Origin of the sequence: Lentibacillus juripiscarius (genome assembly GCF_042685205.1) — a bacterium.
Taxonomy (GTDB): domain Bacteria; phylum Bacillota; class Bacilli; order Bacillales; family Amphibacillaceae; genus Lentibacillus; species Lentibacillus juripiscarius.
Genome location: NZ_JBHUNA010000023.1, coordinates 1 through 17,718 on the forward strand (window position 1 = coordinate 1; position 17,718 = coordinate 17,718).

At 41.2% G+C, this 17,718-nt stretch carries 18 protein-coding genes and 1 riboswitch; of the genes, 8 read left to right on the plus strand and 10 right to left on the minus strand.

The window, feature by feature from the left end; genetic code table 11:
- Window positions 1-111: 111 nt before the first annotated feature.
- The 3 genes from tkt to ACFSUO_RS11140 all read right to left on the minus strand — a co-directional run bounded on the left by tkt (window position 112) and on the right by ACFSUO_RS11140 (window position 3,162).
- Window positions 112-2,115, minus strand: coding sequence for a transketolase (gene tkt / locus ACFSUO_RS11130; RefSeq protein WP_382394064.1), 2,004 nt, complete (start codon window positions 2,113-2,115; stop codon window positions 112-114).
- 86 nt (window positions 2,116-2,201) lie between these two features.
- Complete coding sequence (locus ACFSUO_RS11135; RefSeq protein ID WP_382394066.1) at window positions 2,202-2,435, minus strand: DUF896 domain-containing protein; 234 nt, start codon at window positions 2,433-2,435, stop codon at window positions 2,202-2,204.
- A gap of 88 nt (window positions 2,436-2,523) precedes the next feature.
- Entirely contained in the window at window positions 2,524-3,162 is a 639-nt protein-coding gene (locus ACFSUO_RS11140) for a YneB family resolvase-like protein (RefSeq protein ID WP_382394068.1), read from the minus strand.
- Window positions 3,163-3,440: 278 nt separating this feature from the next.
- Here ACFSUO_RS11140 and lexA point away from each other — a divergent pair, with 278 nt between their 5' ends.
- Window positions 3,441-4,067, plus strand: coding sequence for a transcriptional repressor LexA (lexA, locus tag ACFSUO_RS11145; RefSeq protein WP_382394070.1), 627 nt, complete (start codon window positions 3,441-3,443; stop codon window positions 4,065-4,067).
- 249 nt (window positions 4,068-4,316) lie between these two features.
- Here the strand turns inward: lexA and ACFSUO_RS11150 are convergent, their stop codons facing one another.
- Window positions 4,317-5,681 carry a sigma-54 interaction domain-containing protein gene (locus ACFSUO_RS11150; protein WP_382394072.1) on the minus strand — a complete coding sequence of 455 codons (1,365 nt, stop codon included), beginning with the start codon at window positions 5,679-5,681 and terminating at the stop codon, window positions 4,317-4,319.
- 291 nt (window positions 5,682-5,972) lie between these two features.
- Here ACFSUO_RS11150 and ACFSUO_RS11155 point away from each other — a divergent pair, with 291 nt between their 5' ends.
- The 3 genes from ACFSUO_RS11155 to ACFSUO_RS11165 all read left to right on the plus strand — a co-directional run bounded on the left by ACFSUO_RS11155 (window position 5,973) and on the right by ACFSUO_RS11165 (window position 9,821).
- Window positions 5,973-7,067, plus strand: a complete 1,095-nt coding sequence (locus ACFSUO_RS11155; RefSeq protein WP_382394074.1) for an aromatic ring-hydroxylating oxygenase subunit alpha — start codon at window positions 5,973-5,975, stop codon at window positions 7,065-7,067.
- 111 nt (window positions 7,068-7,178) lie between these two features.
- Complete coding sequence (locus ACFSUO_RS11160) at window positions 7,179-8,774, plus strand: BCCT family transporter (RefSeq protein WP_382394076.1); 1,596 nt, start codon at window positions 7,179-7,181, stop codon at window positions 8,772-8,774.
- 54 nt (window positions 8,775-8,828) lie between these two features.
- Window positions 8,829-9,821, plus strand: a complete 993-nt coding sequence (locus tag ACFSUO_RS11165) for an NAD(P)/FAD-dependent oxidoreductase (RefSeq protein WP_382394078.1) — start codon at window positions 8,829-8,831, stop codon at window positions 9,819-9,821.
- Between the two features lie 150 nt (window positions 9,822-9,971).
- Here the strand turns inward: ACFSUO_RS11165 and queE are convergent, their stop codons facing one another.
- From queE to queC, 3 genes are read right to left on the minus strand one after another with little or no spacing between them, the layout of a single operon-like run.
- Window positions 9,972-10,694, minus strand: a complete 723-nt coding sequence (gene queE, locus ACFSUO_RS11170; protein WP_382394080.1) for a 7-carboxy-7-deazaguanine synthase QueE — start codon at window positions 10,692-10,694, stop codon at window positions 9,972-9,974.
- Window positions 10,691-11,128: a 6-pyruvoyl trahydropterin synthase family protein gene (locus ACFSUO_RS11175; RefSeq protein WP_382394082.1), complete on the minus strand. Its 438-nt coding sequence runs from the start codon at window positions 11,126-11,128 to the stop codon at window positions 10,691-10,693. Before ACFSUO_RS11175 ends, queE begins: the two co-directional genes overlap by 4 nt.
- On the minus strand, window positions 11,125-11,787 hold the full coding sequence (queC, locus tag ACFSUO_RS11180) for a 7-cyano-7-deazaguanine synthase QueC (RefSeq protein WP_382394084.1): 663 nt from the start codon (window positions 11,785-11,787) through the stop codon (window positions 11,125-11,127). The genes ACFSUO_RS11175 and queC overlap by 4 nt, the downstream gene beginning before the upstream one ends.
- An 83-nt stretch (window positions 11,788-11,870) precedes the next feature.
- A riboswitch (PreQ1 riboswitch) is annotated at window positions 11,871-11,915 on the minus strand.
- Between the two features lie 62 nt (window positions 11,916-11,977).
- Between queC and ACFSUO_RS11185 the strand changes: the two genes are divergently transcribed.
- From ACFSUO_RS11185 to ACFSUO_RS11200, 4 genes are all read left to right on the plus strand, one after another.
- Window positions 11,978-12,340, plus strand: coding sequence for a hypothetical protein (locus tag ACFSUO_RS11185; RefSeq protein ID WP_382394086.1), 363 nt, complete (start codon window positions 11,978-11,980; stop codon window positions 12,338-12,340).
- Window positions 12,341-12,459: 119 nt separating this feature from the next.
- Window positions 12,460-13,566, plus strand: coding sequence for a glycerol dehydrogenase (locus ACFSUO_RS11190; RefSeq protein WP_382394088.1), 1,107 nt, complete (start codon window positions 12,460-12,462; stop codon window positions 13,564-13,566).
- 545 nt (window positions 13,567-14,111) lie between these two features.
- A complete protein-coding gene (locus ACFSUO_RS11195) occupies window positions 14,112-15,425 on the plus strand; it encodes a lysine N(6)-hydroxylase/L-ornithine N(5)-oxygenase family protein (protein ID WP_382394090.1) in 1,314 nt (437 codons plus the stop codon).
- A 465-nt stretch (window positions 15,426-15,890) separates the two neighbouring features.
- Window positions 15,891-16,070, plus strand: a complete 180-nt coding sequence (locus ACFSUO_RS11200; RefSeq protein ID WP_382394092.1) for a hypothetical protein — start codon at window positions 15,891-15,893, stop codon at window positions 16,068-16,070.
- Window positions 16,071-16,157: 87 nt separating this feature from the next.
- Here ACFSUO_RS11200 and ACFSUO_RS11205 read toward each other — a convergent pair whose 3' ends face one another.
- The 3 genes from ACFSUO_RS11205 to ACFSUO_RS11215 form a co-directional block, all read right to left on the minus strand.
- Complete coding sequence (locus tag ACFSUO_RS11205; protein ID WP_382394094.1) at window positions 16,158-16,442, minus strand: hypothetical protein; 285 nt, start codon at window positions 16,440-16,442, stop codon at window positions 16,158-16,160.
- On the minus strand, window positions 16,443-16,667 hold the full coding sequence (locus ACFSUO_RS11210; RefSeq protein WP_382394096.1) for a helix-turn-helix transcriptional regulator: 225 nt from the start codon (window positions 16,665-16,667) through the stop codon (window positions 16,443-16,445).
- Window positions 16,668-16,837: 170 nt separating this feature from the next.
- Window positions 16,838-17,718 (minus strand): reverse transcriptase domain-containing protein (locus ACFSUO_RS11215; protein WP_382394098.1); only part of this gene is annotated, 881 nt, incomplete at its 5' end.

Below are 17,718 nucleotides of genomic sequence, written 5' to 3' on the forward strand. Positions count from 1 at the left end.
TACTCCAATCCTTTAAAAGTTAGTTCAGTGTAGTAATCTACACTAGGTGCGACTGCCCGTCGCACAAAAAAGTGACCTCCCTGTAAAGGAAGTCACTTTTGTCATAATCATTCAGCCGAGAAGTGCTTCTACCCGCTTCACGACGTTGTTAACAGTGAATCCATATTCTTCCACAACTTTAGAACCTTTAGCTGAGGCTCCGAACTGATCGATGGCCAATATATCGCCTTCATCGCCTGTATATCTTTCCCAGCCGAATGGAGCAGCCATTTCAATTGCAAGTCGCTTCTTCACGTCAGGAGGGAGAACACTGTCTTTATACGAACGATCCTGCTGATTAAACCTGTCCCATGATGGCATACTGACGACGCTCACATCAATATTTTTCTCCTTTAGCGCCTCTTTGGCCCTGACAGCAAGTTGTACCTCTGAACCCGACGCCAGCAGCAGTGCATCAGGGGTGTCTTTTTCTGATTTGCTTACTGTATAGGCGCCTTTTTTGACACCTTCATATGCCTGGTCCTTTGTTCCTTCAAGTACAGGTACACCTTGTCTTGTCAGTACAAGGGCAGTTGGCTTATCATTCGATTCCAGTGCCAATCGCCATGCAGCCTGCACTTCATTGCCATCAGCCGGGCGGATGAGCGACAGACCTGGCATTGCCCTAAGAGATGGGAGCTGTTCAATTGGCTCATGGGTTGGGCCATCCTCTCCGACAGCAATGGAATCATGTGTAAAGACATAGGTGACTGGGTTGTTCATAATGGCTGAGAGCCGCAATGCCGGGCGCAAGTAGTCACTAAACACGAAAAATGTGCCTGCATATGGCTTAACTCCGCCGTGGAGTGCCATGCCATTGACTGCAGCAGCCATTGCAAATTCTCGGACACCGAACCAGATATTTTTGCCAGCATGATTTTTACGGGAGAAGTCCTCTTTTTCTTTGACAGTGGTTTTGTTGGACCCTGCGAGGTCTGCACTCCCGCCAAAAAAGTACGGGACGGACTTCGAAATTTCATTCAGGACTTCACCGGAGGTAGCACGTGTTGCTTTTGCATCCTCTTCCGTGCTATATACAGGGAGATTTTTATCCCAGTCTTCAGGCAACTCCCCATTTATTGCACGTTCAAGTTCAGCACCTGCTTCAGGATATTTTTCCTTATAGCTTTCAAATAAGCTGCTCCAGTTCTCTTCAGCCTTAGCACCTTTTGTTTCTGTTTTAGCCTGGAAATCCTTATATACTTCATCTGGAACATGGAATGCATCATGAGACCACTCATAATGCTCTTTCGTTAATTTCACCTCATCTTCACCGAGCGGAGCCCCGTGGGACGCTGCCGAAGCGGATTTGTTAGGTGATCCATATCCAATGACTGTTTTTACTTCAATTAATGTAGGCTGTTGTGTATTTTCTTTAGCCTTTGTAATCGCATTTCGAATTTCATTCAGGTCATTGCCGTCTTCCACCCGTAATACCTGCCATCCATATGCCTTGAAACGCTCTTCTGTATTGTCGGAGAACGCACGGTTCAACTCTCCGTCCAGCGAAATATCGTTGGAGTCATACAAAGCAATTAACTTGCCAAGCCCCAAGTGACCTGCCAATGAAGCCGCCTCATGAGAAATTCCCTCCATCAGGTCACCATCGCTCACAAGTGCATATGTATGGTGGTCAATAATAGAAAAGTCTTGTTTATTGTATGTTGCCGCCAGATGTGCTTCAGCCATAGCCATTCCAACCGACATGGCGATTCCCTGTCCAAGTGGTCCAGTTGTAGCCTCCACGCCATCTGTATGGTGCACTTCCGGATGCCCTGGGGTTATGGATCCCCACTGGCGGAAAGATTTCAGATCATCCATCGTTACATTGTAGCCGGACAGGTGCAGGAGCCCATACAGAAGCATCGAGCCATGACCTGCTGACAGAACAAAACGATCCCGGTTAAACCAGCTGGCGTTTTTAGGGTTATGGGTCATAAAATCGGTCCATAATGTATATGCCATTGGTGCGGCCCCCATTGGCAGGCCGGGATGACCGGAATTTGCATTTTCAATCGCATCAATTGCCAGTGTTCGGATTGTATTGATCGATAGCTGCTCAGTATATTGCGACAAAGTGATACCCCTTTCCATTCGTGATTTTTATATCCTTCCTAATTCTATAACGAAACTAGTTCTGCAACAAGCATGAATACAGCGTTTTAATTTTTTTTATTTCTCTCTTGCATATCCCGGACTTTCCTAGGTGTAACATCATTGCCTTCAGGATCTTTCACGGTCATGGATTTTAGCTGATTTTTAAACGACTTTCGCACATTTTGCAAATATTCTTCCCGCAAAGCTTTTTGTTCGGTCTGCTCTTTTACTGTCAGACCTTCCTCTTTAGACTTTTTCGCCAGCTCATTTATGCGTTCCAGTTTTTCTTTTGATATCATGTTAAACCTCCTGGAGCCAATAAAAAATAAAAATAGGGACAACGATGCTGTTCCTATTATGTCATATTACGCTCCCCCGAAGCTATTATCAAGTTTTTTGATATTCCTGATATCTTCGATGGACGGTTGCTTTAGATACCGGATGCCCCAAGCCTTTTAGGGTTTGGGCAATTTCTTCAAACGTCATATTATTCTTTCTTAAACGAACTACCTCTTCTATCGGAAATTGTTTACGGTCCTTTCCGGGTGCCTTATCACGGTTTGTCAAATTTTGGCTTGGGTCAAACCCGCTGTCAACCGCTTTCTTCATACCTCGTCTGATTTTGGCGTTATGGATTTTTCGCTGGTATTCTTCTACTATGCCTACAATTTGCAGGACCATGGAATCCGATTCAGACAATTCCAGTTCCCCATCATGCAACGCAGTATAAATGCTGACCCCCATTTTTTGCAGCTGATGGAACAGAGCGATTTTAGTATTCCCCCGTCCAAGTCTTGTTTCATCCTGGATAAGCAGACTGTCAGCCCTGCCTGATGCAAAATAATCAAGCATTTTAAAAACGCCGTCTCGATCTATTTCATATCCGCTGGCTTGCTCCTCAATATGATCACTAATTTCAAAATCATAGCGTCCGGCAAGCTGTATCAATTCCTCTTTTTGACGGTTTAGTGATGTTTCCTGTGCTGATTTATCTGTGCTGACACGGCAGTATATGATTGCTTTCAATTCGAAGTCCCCTTCTGGTATTATGCACTCGTTATTAAAGCGACGTATAAAAAGCCTAATGCAAAGGTGAATGCCACCAGATAAAATACATCTGTTTTCGTCATTTTTTCAAACATTTAAATCTGCTCCTTTCGCACGCAAGAACTTTTGTTCGCTTTTGTTTACCATTATATACGAACGTACGATCTTGTCAACTGTTTTTCGAACGAATGTTTGCATTTTCTTGCTGACCATGCTAAACTTCTAGTAATAAATCCTATTCATGAGGTGTTTAATAGATGACAAAACTCTCCAAAAGGCAAGAAGCGATTCTGGACTTTATAAAAGAACGGGTAAATGAGAAGGGCTACCCTCCCTCTGTAAGGGAGATTGCTGAGGCAGTGGGACTCGCATCAAGCTCGACGGTTCACGGTCATTTAGCAAGGCTGGAGAGCAAAGGATATATTAGGCGGGACCCCACAAAGCCTAGAGCAATAGAGGTCTTGGATTTGTCTGATGAAAGCCACATACCAAGAGAGGAGGCACGGTATGCACCTGTTATCGGCAAAGTAACGGCAGGCCTCCCTATCACTGCAGTGGAAAACATTGAACAATTTGTGCCGCTGCCGGGATCCGTTTCTGGCAGCACTGAAGAAAATCTGTTTGTCCTTATCATTGAAGGAGAAAGTATGATAGAAGCTGGAATACTTGATGGCGATATGGTTATTGTCAGACAGCAGAATGATGCGCAGAACGGGGATATAGTTGTTGCCATGACAGATGAAGATGAAGCGACCGTCAAACGGTTTTTCAAGGAAAAAGATCACGTTCGGCTGCAGCCGGAAAATGCAACGATGGATCCGCTCATTTATCATAATGTAACGATATTGGGTAAAGTCGTTGGATTGTACCGGAATATTGACTAAGAGGAAAAGGCTTCCGTCCAGATTGGACAGAAGCCTTTTCTATTAAATCGCAGTGCATATAGTCTATAACTACCATCGAAAAAAGAGTCTTTCCGACCATCCAAATATCCACCTTAATGTAAAGGGAATGATCAATCAATCATTAATCAAGAAAATTATTGAACTGGCAAAATACCTGCGATCTCTCGGCTTACACTGTAGCGCTTGGCTTGAAAAACCGTTCATATAAAAGAAGAGCTTTTTGCCCCTCTAAGTCGACAAGTATCCTTTGTATTTATTGATTAATTTTGACGCTCGTGTCTGGCTGATTCCTAAATCACTTGCCACCTTTCTTGTACTTGTGTATCGCTGATAGGATCTTAATACCATATCTTTTTCGATTTCCTCAAGGGCCTGGTCCAAGTGATAAAGGACAGGGGCTTGCACCATCGGATGCTGATGATGTCGGATGAACGGGGGTAAATCCTCCGTTCGGATAATCGATTCAGCCATGATAACCGATCGTTCGATAATGTTTTGTAGCTGTCTGATATTTCCTGGCCATGAATAACTGGATAACAGATTCATAGCCTCGTTCGAAATTAATCGACTGCCTTTATGCTTTTTATTAAATATGTTCAGAAAGTAATGAATGAGCGGGGTGATATCTTCCGGCCTCTCCCTTAAAGACGGGACTTCCAATTCGATCACATTTAAACGGTAATATAAATCTTCTCTAAACTTTCTTTCCGCCACAAGCTGATCAAGTTTATTATTGGTTGCCGCAAGTATGCGGACATCCACTTTCTTTGTTTCATGTCCGCCAACCGGTATAAATTCCTGGTCTTGGATAAGCTGCAATAGTTTGGGTTGCAGTTTTAATGGCATATCACCGATTTCATCAAGGAATACGGTGCCGTGATTAGCAGATTCGATCAACCCTTTTTTACCAGTATTTCTAGCACCTGTAAAAGCACCAGATGTGTAACCAAACAATTCCGATTCCAGTAAATCTTCGGGAATGGCTGCGCAGTTGATGGTTAGAAATTCATTGTTTTGACGGTGGCTCTGTTGATGAATCAGATTGGCAATCAATCCCTTCCCGGTTCCTGACTCCCCCTGAATAAGAACCGTAGAGTTAACGGCAGCAGCTTTTTTCGCTTGTTTGATTAAATACCTCATTTTTTCACTAGTAAAGATCAAATTGTGTTCTGGTTCATTATTTTGTTGAGAGATCGATTCGCTGGTTATTTCTAACGTTTTGAATCGCTGTAATTCTTGTGATGTACAAACAACCAGTTCAATGTCATTTTCCCGATTTAAAATGGGCACTGCTGTGGTTATTAGCTCACTTTTAATAAATGTGGATTGTTGTATGGTAATGGGTTGCTTTTTTTCAAACACGATGTCAACGAGAGAGGGAGTCCAATACCCTTTCTCAACAAGCTCAGCATTGTTTTTGCCTACGACGTCACCTGGTTTTACGCCGTAATGTTCTTCACACTTTTGATTGACGAAAACAATGCGTTTGTCTGCATCAAGCACAAAAATTTCGTCAGAGGAGTGATTTACTATTTTTTCAAGTGTTTCTTTATTGATTTCGAGAAAGTCATCACCATGCCATCCATTCGCCAATCCTCTCACCTCTGGTTTCTTTTTTAATCGTAGGGATAAGAAGCCTCACAAAGCACAATGAACGTACCGTTGTAGTAACTATTCATCGTAGCACATTCAGTTCCTTATCTTCTATATATTTTTACTTTTTATAATTTTATTATTACTGAACCGCTTTTAATTCAACACGAATGTAAAGCAACTCAATTTTAATCATAAAGTGTTGAGCAAACAGCATTTTTGTATTGGCATGATATTTGCTTAGCAAATTATGAAAGCGCTTAAATATTAACCAAAAGGGGCGTGACTGGAATGCCATCACATGAATCTAACCCAAACACAGAGAACAATCTCACACAAACATTGCCTTATCGCTTTTATTCCGATCCGGAAATTTTAAAATCCGAGCAAGAAAAAATTTTTTCAAAGTCGTGGCAGTATGTTTGCCATGAAAGTTATGTTCGTCAACCCGGGGACTTTTTCACCGCAGAAGTGGCCGGTGAACCAATTGTTGTTACAAGGAGTAAAGATGGCGAGTTGTACGCGTTTTATAATGTCTGTCCGCATCGTGCGACAAAACTTATTGATAATGAAGCAGGAAACAAGAAGATTTTACAATGTCCTTATCACGGTTGGACGTTTCATCTGAACGGAGAATTGAATAAAGCGCCAAATTTTAAAGGTGTACCGGGTTTTTGTCCTGCTGACTTTTCGTTAAGACATATCCAAGTTGCATCGAAATCGTCTTTAGTATTTGTCAATTTGGATCCAAACGCACCATCACTCGAGGATTCCTATGATGATTTCTTTACGGATTTAAATCAATTTGACTTTTTGGATGAATTGAAGGTGAATGACGTTAAAAAACGAACCATCAAATGTAATTGGAAAGCATTCATCGATAATTTCTTGGAATGCGACCATTGTCCAATTGCCCATCCTGGATTTTCGGCAACATTGGATTTGGACGAATACCACATCGTTAATGGAAATAATTGCAGTGTACACGGATCAGAACTGAAGACGAAAAAAGGAAAAGAGGCGCTGGATTTACCAATGGGCAGCGCTGAAGTTCAGGAAGGCCGCTTTTATTGGATATGGCCGAATGTAATGTTGACTATTTATCCCGGACCAGGGAACTTATCAACCATTCAAATGATTCCAATTGACCATGAGACGACACTAGGTGTTTATACCAATTTTTCAAAGTACGAAGAGCCGACAGAAGAGCGGAAAACGCAAGTGGCCTTCGCTGAACAAGTTAGAAACGAGGATGTAGAACTTGTCGAACGTGAACAAATCGGCTTGCAATCGCGTGCATTTGAACATGGCGTCTTTTCACCGACCGAACATGCCGTGCATAAATTCCGGGATATGGTTTTGGATGCGCTTGACGTAAGTGATTGATGCAGACAGCCTGAGACCGTTGAGCCATACTCTCAACGGTTCCTTTATTTTTATTATTCGCGTAATGAAAGTGCTTCGATTGACCGGACTATAAACATGGGGGGGAGTCTTTTGGAACAATCAAAAATTAGTAAGTCGGTCTTTTTTTCAGCGCTAACTCTTATCGCATTCATCATAGCCCCAGTGTTGATTAATCAAGAAAAAGGATCGCAGCTATTAAATACGATATTAAATTTTCTTACAGGAAAATTTGGAGCCTTTTATTTGTTAGGGGCATTTATCGTATTTCTAATTGTACTGTATCTGGCGTTTGGGAAATATGGACATATTAAATTGGGAGATACGAAACCTGAGTTTTCAGTTTTGAGTTGGATTGCCATGATGTTTACTGCGACAGCGGGGTCAAGTCTTGTTTTTTGGGGTTTTATTGAATGGGCACATTATTATAATTCACCACCCCCCTTTGGTATCGAACCAAATAGTGCAGAAGCTGCTAAGTGGGCCTCTACTTACGGTATATTTCATTGGGGATTTATGGGGTTTGTGATCTATTGTTTGCCTTCTATTGCGCTGGCTTATGCGGTACATGTACGGAAGATCCCAACTTTAAAATTGAGTTCAGCATGCCGGGGGGTTCTTGGCGATAAGGTTGACGGATGGATAGGAAAAGCTATTGACGTTTTTTTTATGATTGGAATTGTCGGAGGGGTCGGAACATCGTTAGGTTTAGGAACTCCTATGCTTTCTGAGGCTATTTCCGAAGTAACGATTATTCCTCCATCACTGTGGTTGGATGTTGGTATTCTCCTCGTTTGGACATTGATATTCTCAGGCAGTCTATATTTTGGTTTGCAAAAAGGGTTAAAAGTGCTTAGCGATATCAACATTTATTTATATATTTTGTTCCTCTTTTTATTTTTGGTATTTGGTCCAACGCTATTTATCATTAATAAAATGGTCGGTAGTCTTGGGTTACTGTTAAATAATTTTATGCGCATGAGTTTTCCTATGGACGCTGTTGGCGGATCCACCTTTGCACAAGATTGGACAATATTTTATTGGGGCTGGTGGTTTGCGTTTGCCTCCTATATGGCCATGTTCACCGCAAGAATCTCAAAGGGACGGACAATTAAAGGATTAGTACTTGCCATGTGCGGTGGCGGTTCCGTTGGATGCTTACTTGCGTTTGGATTTTTTGGAAACACCAGTTTATATTATGAATTAAATAATATCGTACCAATTATGGACATTATGTCTGCGGAAGGAGCACCCGCTGCCATCGTTGCGACGATCAACAATCTTCCAATTGGCGGCACCTTATTATTACTGTTCTTTATTGTTTTTTGTTTCATTTTCCTGGCTACAACGATTGATTCGGCTGCTTATACGCTTTCAACGGTCTCGCTGGCTGATTCAAAAGCTGTGAGAGAACCGGCCAGGTGGATTCGGTTATTTTGGGGAGGCGTTTTATGTTCCGTATCTGTCATATTATTATACGGCAATGGATTGGATGCACTTCAAACATTAGCAGTCATAACCGGTTTTCCAATATTATTTATCTATATTATCGTTACGTTATCTTTATTTAAATGGCTTAAGGAAGATCATCCGGGTTATAAGACGCAGAAGTTCAATAAAAAAAGTTATTCCATTAGAGATGCTGATATCCCGCCGGCTAATCAAGGTTCCAGTCGTTTAGATAAGTAGCTGTTAGATGCAGGAGAAGAATTGCGGGACATTAATCCAACAGGAGGAATTCATATGTCTGACCAAAGCATTTTTGACGTAACCATTATCGGAGGCGGTCCTACCGGATTGTTTTCGGCTTTTTATGGAGGTATGAGGCAAATGTCCATTAAAATCATTGAAAGCATGCCTGAACTCGGCGGACAACTCTCTGCTTTATATCCTGAAAAGTATATATATGATATTGGCGGAATCCCTAGTGTGCGTGGCCAAGATCTCGTCGATGAATTAGAGAAACAGGCTCTTTACTTTGATCCTGCAGTGGTGTTAGGTCAAGCGGTACAGGACATTCATAAGAATGAAGACGGTATTTTTGAACTGGCTACCGATGAGAGTATTCATTATTCGAAAACAGTTCTTATAGCTGCGGGTGTCGGCGCATTTCAACCCAGGCGCTTGAAAATAGACAATGCGGATCAATATGAACAGAAAAATCTGCATTATTTTGTTGATGACCTTAACAAATTTCAAGGGCAGAATGTTGTTATTTGCGGAGGTGGTGATTCAGCGGTTGACTGGGCACTAATACTTGAGTCGATTGCCAAAAATGTCAGTATCGTTCATCGCCGTCATAACTTCCGTGCCCATGAGAGCAGTGTGGATAAATTGATGAATTCAACCGTTCACATTCTTACGCCATATGTTCCTGCTGAATTAGTGGGGGACGGTGAAACGATACAACAGATCATGCTTCAAAAAACAAAAAGTGAAGAAACCGAAACGCTCGACCTTGATGCGCTAATTGTCAACTATGGTTTCATTTCCTCGCTTGGTCCAATTAAAGATTGGGGACTTGATATTGTAAAAAACTCAATTGTCGTTAATAGCAGAATGGAAACAAATATGGATGGAATCTATGCGGTAGGCGATATTAATACGTATGACGGCAAAACAAAGTTGATCGCGACCGGCTTTGGAGAGGCGCCAATTGCTATTTCTAGCGCAAAAACATACATCGATCCAAAAACACGTCAGCAACCACAACACAGTACTCACCTATTCAAATAAAAAACTATAGACACTTGGACCACTTTCAAACATGGAAGAGCCAAAAACAGGTAGTTTTTTCTGGATTAATATTAAAAACAGGAATGCGGGCATAGCTGTCCGCATTTCTGTTTTTCCACCAAGTAGATGATACTAGCATATATTCACCATTCACACGCCCCGTTTATTTCCCCATAAATAAGTATGAAGCTGTGGCAACACACGAACATTTACCAACTCCTGACTGTCCATTACCTGATCCACTAACCAATCATACCGATTCAACAAATAACGAAGAAGGCCATCATCATCCACGTTTTCGATATCGTCATTGCCAACCTGTAAAAATAAGGGGACATCCGGATACCGAAAGTGCACTTCTTTCGCATACGCTAAATCAGCCAAATCAAAAATAACAATCTTTAAACTGCATGACCCTTTTTGTTTTTCCTGCAGCTTAGCAATTATGTCATCAAGGATGGAAAAATTAGTTTTCATTCCGGAACTGGGCGGCTTTGGTGATAGAGTTAACTCGTCAATGCTGGCGAACCACGGCTGCCACCTGCTCCCTTGTGTTTCCAGCGCAATGTTTATCTTGTTTTCATGTAGTAGGTCAACAAAAGCACCTAACCCGGAAAGCAAAGCTGGATTGCCGCCCGAAATTGTTACATGTGCAAAGTTTCCAGCCGTCTGCTCATTCAATTCCTGCCAAATTTCGTCCGGCTCCATCAGCCTGATTTTTTCTTTTTCCGACCCGTCCCAGGTAAATTTTGAATCACACCATGAACAGGAATAATCACAGCCTGCCGTTCGAACGAACATAGTTTTTTGTCCAATCACCATTCCTTCTCCCTGAATGGTTGGACCAAAAATTTCAAGTACAGGTATTTTCATCGTTCTGATCCCCCTTTAGGCCGATAGATGCAATAACTTGACGGGGTCTCACGCAAAAAAATCTGCAAGCAAACAGGTTTATTTTCCAAGGTATCTAAACGGGTCTGGATAATCTCATAAACTGTTTTTGCTACCACCTCGGTTGTTGGAAAATAAGCACCTTGATTACTGGAAAAAGCTGAATCCTCATTCAATGTGGTGTGATCAAACCGTTTATGTATCAAATCTTTGATCGTTTTAAAGTCTATTAAAAAACCTGTGGAATCCAATGTGTCACCAGCGATTGTTATATTCGCAAAATACGTATGACCGTGGGTATACTGACAATTCCCGGCATTCTCATCCGCAATATAATGGGCTGCGGAAAAGTGAAAGTCTTTATTCAGTTCAAACGCATAATTATGTTCGGGAACAGGATAAATTTGCTGAATCATTTTACCACCCCATCATTCCGACGCATTTCATATTGCTCCAATCCATTACGACGGAGTTTGCAGGATGGGCATTCCCCACAGCCTTCTCCCTTGATTCCGTTGTAACATGTCAGCGTATGCTCCTTAACAAACTCAAATGCACCAAGCTGATCACTTAATTCCCATACCTCTGACTTATCCTGCCACATCAAAGGTGTGTGTAAGACGAACTGATCATCCATTGACAAGTTCAACGTGACATTCAGTGACTTGATAAAACTATCGCGGCAGTCGGGATAACCACTGAAATCTGTTTCACTTACGCCAGTAATGATATGCTTGGCACCTAGTTGTTTTCCTAGAATAGCGGCAAAAGATAAAAACAATAAATTTCGCCCGGGCACAAACGTTGAAGGCATTCCTTCATAATCGGTGATTTTAATATTCTCACGGGTTAGGGCATTTGGTGCCAATTGATTTAACAATTCCATGTCCAGTTGATGTTGACGGACGTTTAATCTGGCACAAATCTCTTTTGCGCATTCCAATTCCGCAATATGACGCTGTCCATACTGAAATGTCACTACCTCCACATGATCGAACTTCTTCAGCGCCCAAAACAGGCATGTCGTACTATCCTGACCTCCGCTGAAAACAACAACTGCATTTTGATTATCCATTTCCTTTCCCCTTTCCCTATTGATAAAGAAAGAGATCCAAAGATTCCCACAAAAAAAGACAGCACTAAGAAGCACACTGTCTTGTCTCCCTAGTTTTTTATAGAGGGATGGTTTCGAACCTCTCCTGCATCAATGCAGATTTCTTGATTAAGTTTCACCTATTAGTTTAGCATGCGGAGGAGTTCCTGTCATGTGGTCAAATCCAATTTCATGCCAAAATACTGCTTATTCAATGCTTCCTTCTCGCATAATTCAACGTTCTGACTACCAATTCATTCTTTACGTCACACACACTGTTCTATTACTTGAATCTGGTGCAAACATGAAGTATATACAAGAACGATTAGGTCATGGTAGTTACCAAATTACCGCAGACGCTTACACTCATGTATCCAAAAGAATGGATCAAAAAAATACCGCCCAATTTGAAGCATATACTTTGGCTAACCCAAAAACCAATGGATTCATGCTTGATAATTGGCTGTTTCAACTATTTCCACTGATTTTGGAAATTGCTTTATTACCTCCCTATTACTGTGGTATCGTTCATTGAAATCACCGGTACCGTTTATCCATAAGATATCGTTACATTAAAATATACATATTAGGGAATTATATATATTGGTCAAGTTTTACATTCCGCTAAATTACCATGAGGGAAGGATGTTTAATATGTCGGAAAGAATTTTTATCAGCCCCGCGAAGTATGTACAAGGGAAAAATGCAATCGAGAAAATCGGGGACTACCTGAAGGATATTGGAAGTCAAACGGTTGTTATTGCTGATGAAACCGTATGGGATATTGCTGGACATAAAGTTGTAGATGCACTGAAAAAGAAAAACATAGCCTCAGAAGAAATTCTGTTTAATGGTGAAGCTTCAAATGAAGAAATTAAGCGGATTTCTAAAGAAGCCAAGGGTGCAGGAGCAACGATTGTTGTTGGTGTTGGAGGAGGAAAAACATTAGATACATCAAAAGCGATAGCAGACGAGCTGGACGCTTATACCGTTATTGTACCAACTGCTGCGTCTGCTGATGCCCCAACAAGTGCATTGTCGGTGGTTTATTCGGACGAAGGTGTTTTTGAATCATATCGTTTTTATAATCATAATCCAAATTTGATTCTTTTGGATTCACATGTTATTTCAGAAGCACCTCCACGTCTGTTGACATCGGGTATAGCAGACGCAATGGCCACATGGATTGAAGCAAGAGCAGTAATTAATTTTGGTGGAAGTAACCAGGCGGGAGGAACAACCACTATAGCTGCTAAGGCGATTGCTGAAAAATGTGAAGAAACCTTATTTAGATATGGTCATTTGGCATATGAATCCGCAAAAGCGAAAGTCGTAACCCCGGCACTTGAGGAGATTATTGAGGCAAATACGCTCCTTAGTGGTTTAGGTTTTGAAAGTGGTGGTTTGGCTGCGGCTCATGCTATTCATAATGGATTCACAGCACTTGATGGCGAAATTCATCACTTAACACACGGTGAAAAAGTTGCTTTTGGTACATTGGCCCAATTAGCACTGGAAAAACATTCACTCGAAGAAATGGAAAGATATATCGGATTTTATATCAGCTTGGATCTGCCGGTTACACTGGAAGATATTAAGCTAAAAGATGCCACAAGGGAAGATATTATGAAGGTAGCTGAGGCTGCAATAGTTGACGGCGAAACGATTCACAATGGATTTAACGTCACAGCTGATGAAGTTGCGGACGCAATCTTTGCCGCTGATCAGTATTCAAAGGCATATAAAGAGAAATATAAGTGATGGATTAAAAATGAATGGAAGGGAGAGTTCCCTTCCAATTCATCCAATAGATGAGACAGTACTAAGCAATCGAGCATAAAATCCGGTCACAGACTCGAAAAGCGTCTAGACCCGTGATTGCATTTATTTGTTCAACCCAAGCACCATGCTTTACACCACCCCATCGGGTAGGATTTCGTCAGCCGGACTATTACGGTAAATTCTCACGCCTATTAACCGAGCTTATAACACGCTTGAACAGTGTGCTGTTCGACGCAGGAGAAGCTGTTCAGAGCTTTTCATTCATCTCCTCAACTAACCCTTCAGTATTAAGAAATTAAAACTGCCTAACCTTTACCGAAATTGTGTGACCACATTTCGTTTGAATCAGGAACGTTTTGACTCTACACTCGAGCTATTTCCCGCTTTGCACGAGCGCGCGGGCGCCTCCCTCGACACCATCGTAGGGCTTAATGCGAAATACACATTGACGATTTAATTGAAGCATAATACCTTATGAAATGGGGATGATAATGTGAAGATTTCGTCCGGAGGGAAGTGGAATAATGGCTGACAAATTGTACGATATTATTGGGATTGGTATAGGGCCTTATAATCTTGGCTTAGCGGCTCTTTTGGAAAATACACCTGAGCTTGATGGCATGTTTTTTGATAAGAAGCCAAAGTTTGAATGGCATCCCGGGATGTTAATTGAACGGATGAATTTGACAACCCCCTTTTTAGGGGACCTTGTCACATTCGCTGATCCAACAAGCCGGTTCACCTACATCAACTATCTACATGAACAAAATCGTCTGTACCAGTTCTATTTCTTTAACAAGTTTCAGATTCCTCGTCAGGAATATAACCAATACTTACAATGGGTTGCAAGTCAATTGGAACAGCTCAACTTCGGTTATGACGTTGTCGATGTGATAGACCATGAAGAAGCTGATGAGCCTCACTATGAGGTGGTCGTGGAAGAAGCCTCAACCCAAAAGCGTTTCTCATACTTCACCAAAAATATAACAATGGCAACTGGCAGTGAACCCTGGGTACTGGACACCATGACAGGACAGCCAAAAGAGGATGTTTTACATACAGATCGGTACTTGTTTGAAAAGGAAAACTTAGTTGAGTCCCCTAACATTACAATAGTAGGTTCTGGTCAGAGTGCCATAGAGGTTTTTCTGGATCTGTTAAAAGAACAGGAAAATAAAGTATTTCAGTTGACGTTATTTACCCGTTCTAGTGGACTATTTCAATTGGAAAAAGCTAAATTTGGCCAGGAGTATTTTTCCCCCGATTTTGTGGATTATTTTCATTCGCTTGGCTTTAAGCAGCGACTCGACACATTGGACACATTAGGAACGCTCAGAAAAGGGATTAATCCTCAGACGTTGATGGAATTATACGAAACGCTTTACCATAAAACAATTGGCCAAACGAAACAATCGGTAACCATCCAGCCAAATACAGAAGTGAAGAGCATAAGCAGAAAAAATGACAAGTATGTATTGCGTTGTCATCAATGGCAAAAAGAAAATTCCTTTGACTATGAAACGAATAAGGTTATCCTGGCAACAGGGTATAAACCACATATTCCTGCATGGTTCTATGATCGTTTTCAAGATAAAATTATGTGGGAAGACGAGGACCATTATAAAGTTACCCGAGATTATCAAATCGTGTTTACCGATCAGCGAGACCACCGTTTTTTCACCTTTACTAATTTGGAGCATTCTCATGGAACAGCAGCTACCAACTTGGGATTGGCCGTTCAGAAGAACATTCAAATCATAAACCTGCTTGCCGGACGAGAAGTCTATCAAGACAGACGAAATACCATCTTTCAACAGTTTACAATGGATGATGAATAACCTATCCGAAAAATGTAGACAGAATGGTAACTATCCCCCGCTTCTTACGCACGGGATTTTTGTAGGTCACGCAATCACTATCTCTTTAACACAACCAGTGGGGGTGTATATAAAAAGCCCCCAAACATACTGCCATTTTATAAATTGATGCATATTTAAGGTCTTTTAATTATGTAGCTTATTCAATTAAAACGCCTGTTTCTGGAAGAGTTATCAGCTTGTTGTATTAGCTAATATAAAACAAGACCCGCTTCTATTTGTTTTTCGCGTGAACAATGAACCTATAAGAGCAACACTAATACTTATAATCATTGTTAGTAAAACATTACGGAGGGGAAATAATAAATTACCAAGACTTATAAACCCCTAAAATGGCATTTTTGCGAAAGTAAAGGGGGCGCTAGGGCATGAGCCGGCATCACCATATGATTGGTTGGTGCCGGTTTTTTGTGTGCGGAGGCAGATATGGACTGTTCAGGGGCGGGAATCAACCAGTTCGGGGGCGAGAATCAACCGGTCGGGGTCGGGAATCAACCGGAAAGCGGCGAGAATCAACCGTTCGGGGTCAGAAATCGACCTAATGATAAATCGACACCATTGCTCCAATTCCGCTTAAAATCAAACCTGGTAATGCAATGGCAATAAGAAAGTCTTTTTATTTAAGCAACTTATATAGTCCTCATCTACCCCATAATCGCGCCCGTTAGTTGAACTATCGATACTTAATTATTTTCATAATGTTTTCCGGTACAGCACAATACTGACGCTATTACTGGCAAACACCAGGGCCATCCATATGGATATCATCATTTGTACTTTTTCAACAGTTGGATTTCCAAATTGAAAATAAAAACTTTGAAAGACAAAACCAAACAGAATAAAAATAAAAGCAATCTGGCTGGACTTCGCTAAAATTTTTCTTCCTCTTTCATCTTTCCCCTCATAACCTGAAAACCAAATATAATAGGAGATACTGACGATAATAATTAGGAATGCGATTAAAAATGAGAAAAACATTTATTCTTCCTCCTTTTCGTATGTAAAAATGTCATCAATTCTCATTTGGAATAGCTGTGCTACTTCAAAAGCTAATATAAGAGAGGGGTTGTACTTGTTTGATTCAAGTGAATGGACGGTTTGTCTCGTCACATTTAATTGTTCAGCCACATATTTTTGTGTCCATCTTTTCTCTGCCCTAAGCAAGTAAAGATTATTCGTTAATTTGCCTTTTTGAGCTTTCAATTCATCCTCTCCTTCATTAGTTAAAAATATATTACATATGTATTATATTTTTAACTTCACTTTTTGTCAACTTACTATAGAGTAGGGTAACCTTTCTCAAGGCTACCCCCTCATCAAACCGTACGTGCCCTATTAAGGCATACGGCTTACCAACGTGTTACATTATTAAATCAATCGGTGGCAAATCTTTGCCCGGCATTCATTTTACGTATGCGGTCAGGGTTGAAATATTCCTGACCTTTTTCTTTTGCTCTGGCTATGGTTCTTTTCTGTTTGGCTTGTTGAGTCTGGCTCATTCGCTGGATATAACTTTCCAGCGTAAACCCGTAAATTTTATGGTAAAAATACCAATACGCAGGGATAAGGCCTATTCGCGCGAAAAATTCGTTATTCCATTTTCTTGTCATTTTCCATCCTTTTCTTTGGCTTGGATGGTCATGTATCATAGCTACACGTAGCCTTTTCCTTATATAACCGTCAATGGCCTGCAACTCTTTGCCAAAGGTTTTATAGAAGCAACGGCTGCCTATACCATATTGGGCATTTAACTGTATAGCTTTGTGTATCGTGTGAAAGTAATTCACTTTTCCGCGTATAATTGGATTGACTTGTTCCAGCCATTTTTCTTTGCTTAACGTTAACGTCTTTCTCGTTTTCGCTTTAATTTTCTGCCGAAAATCTTTCCACGTACTTTGTTCAGGCTGAGCCGTATAGTAAGGCTTTCCGTCTTTCTTTCGCTTCCTCCAATGTCCAAAGGTGAATCCCAAAAAGTCAAAGTCATCATCATGAAAGTCCACAATTCTCGTTTTCTCGGTCGAAATTTGGAGACCCAGTTCTTCCAGCTTTGACTTTGTAATCTGCGCAGCTTTTTCAATGTCCTCGCTTGTCTTAGCGAAAAGAAGGAAGTCGTCTGCGAACCGGACAAAGCGAATTTTATGTTCCGCGAAAGTCCAGTCCAATTCATTAAGAAATATATTAGCTAGAAGTGGCGATATGACGCCGCCTTGAACTGTCCCGAGATTGGTTTTATAGTGTTTTCCCTCTTCCATGT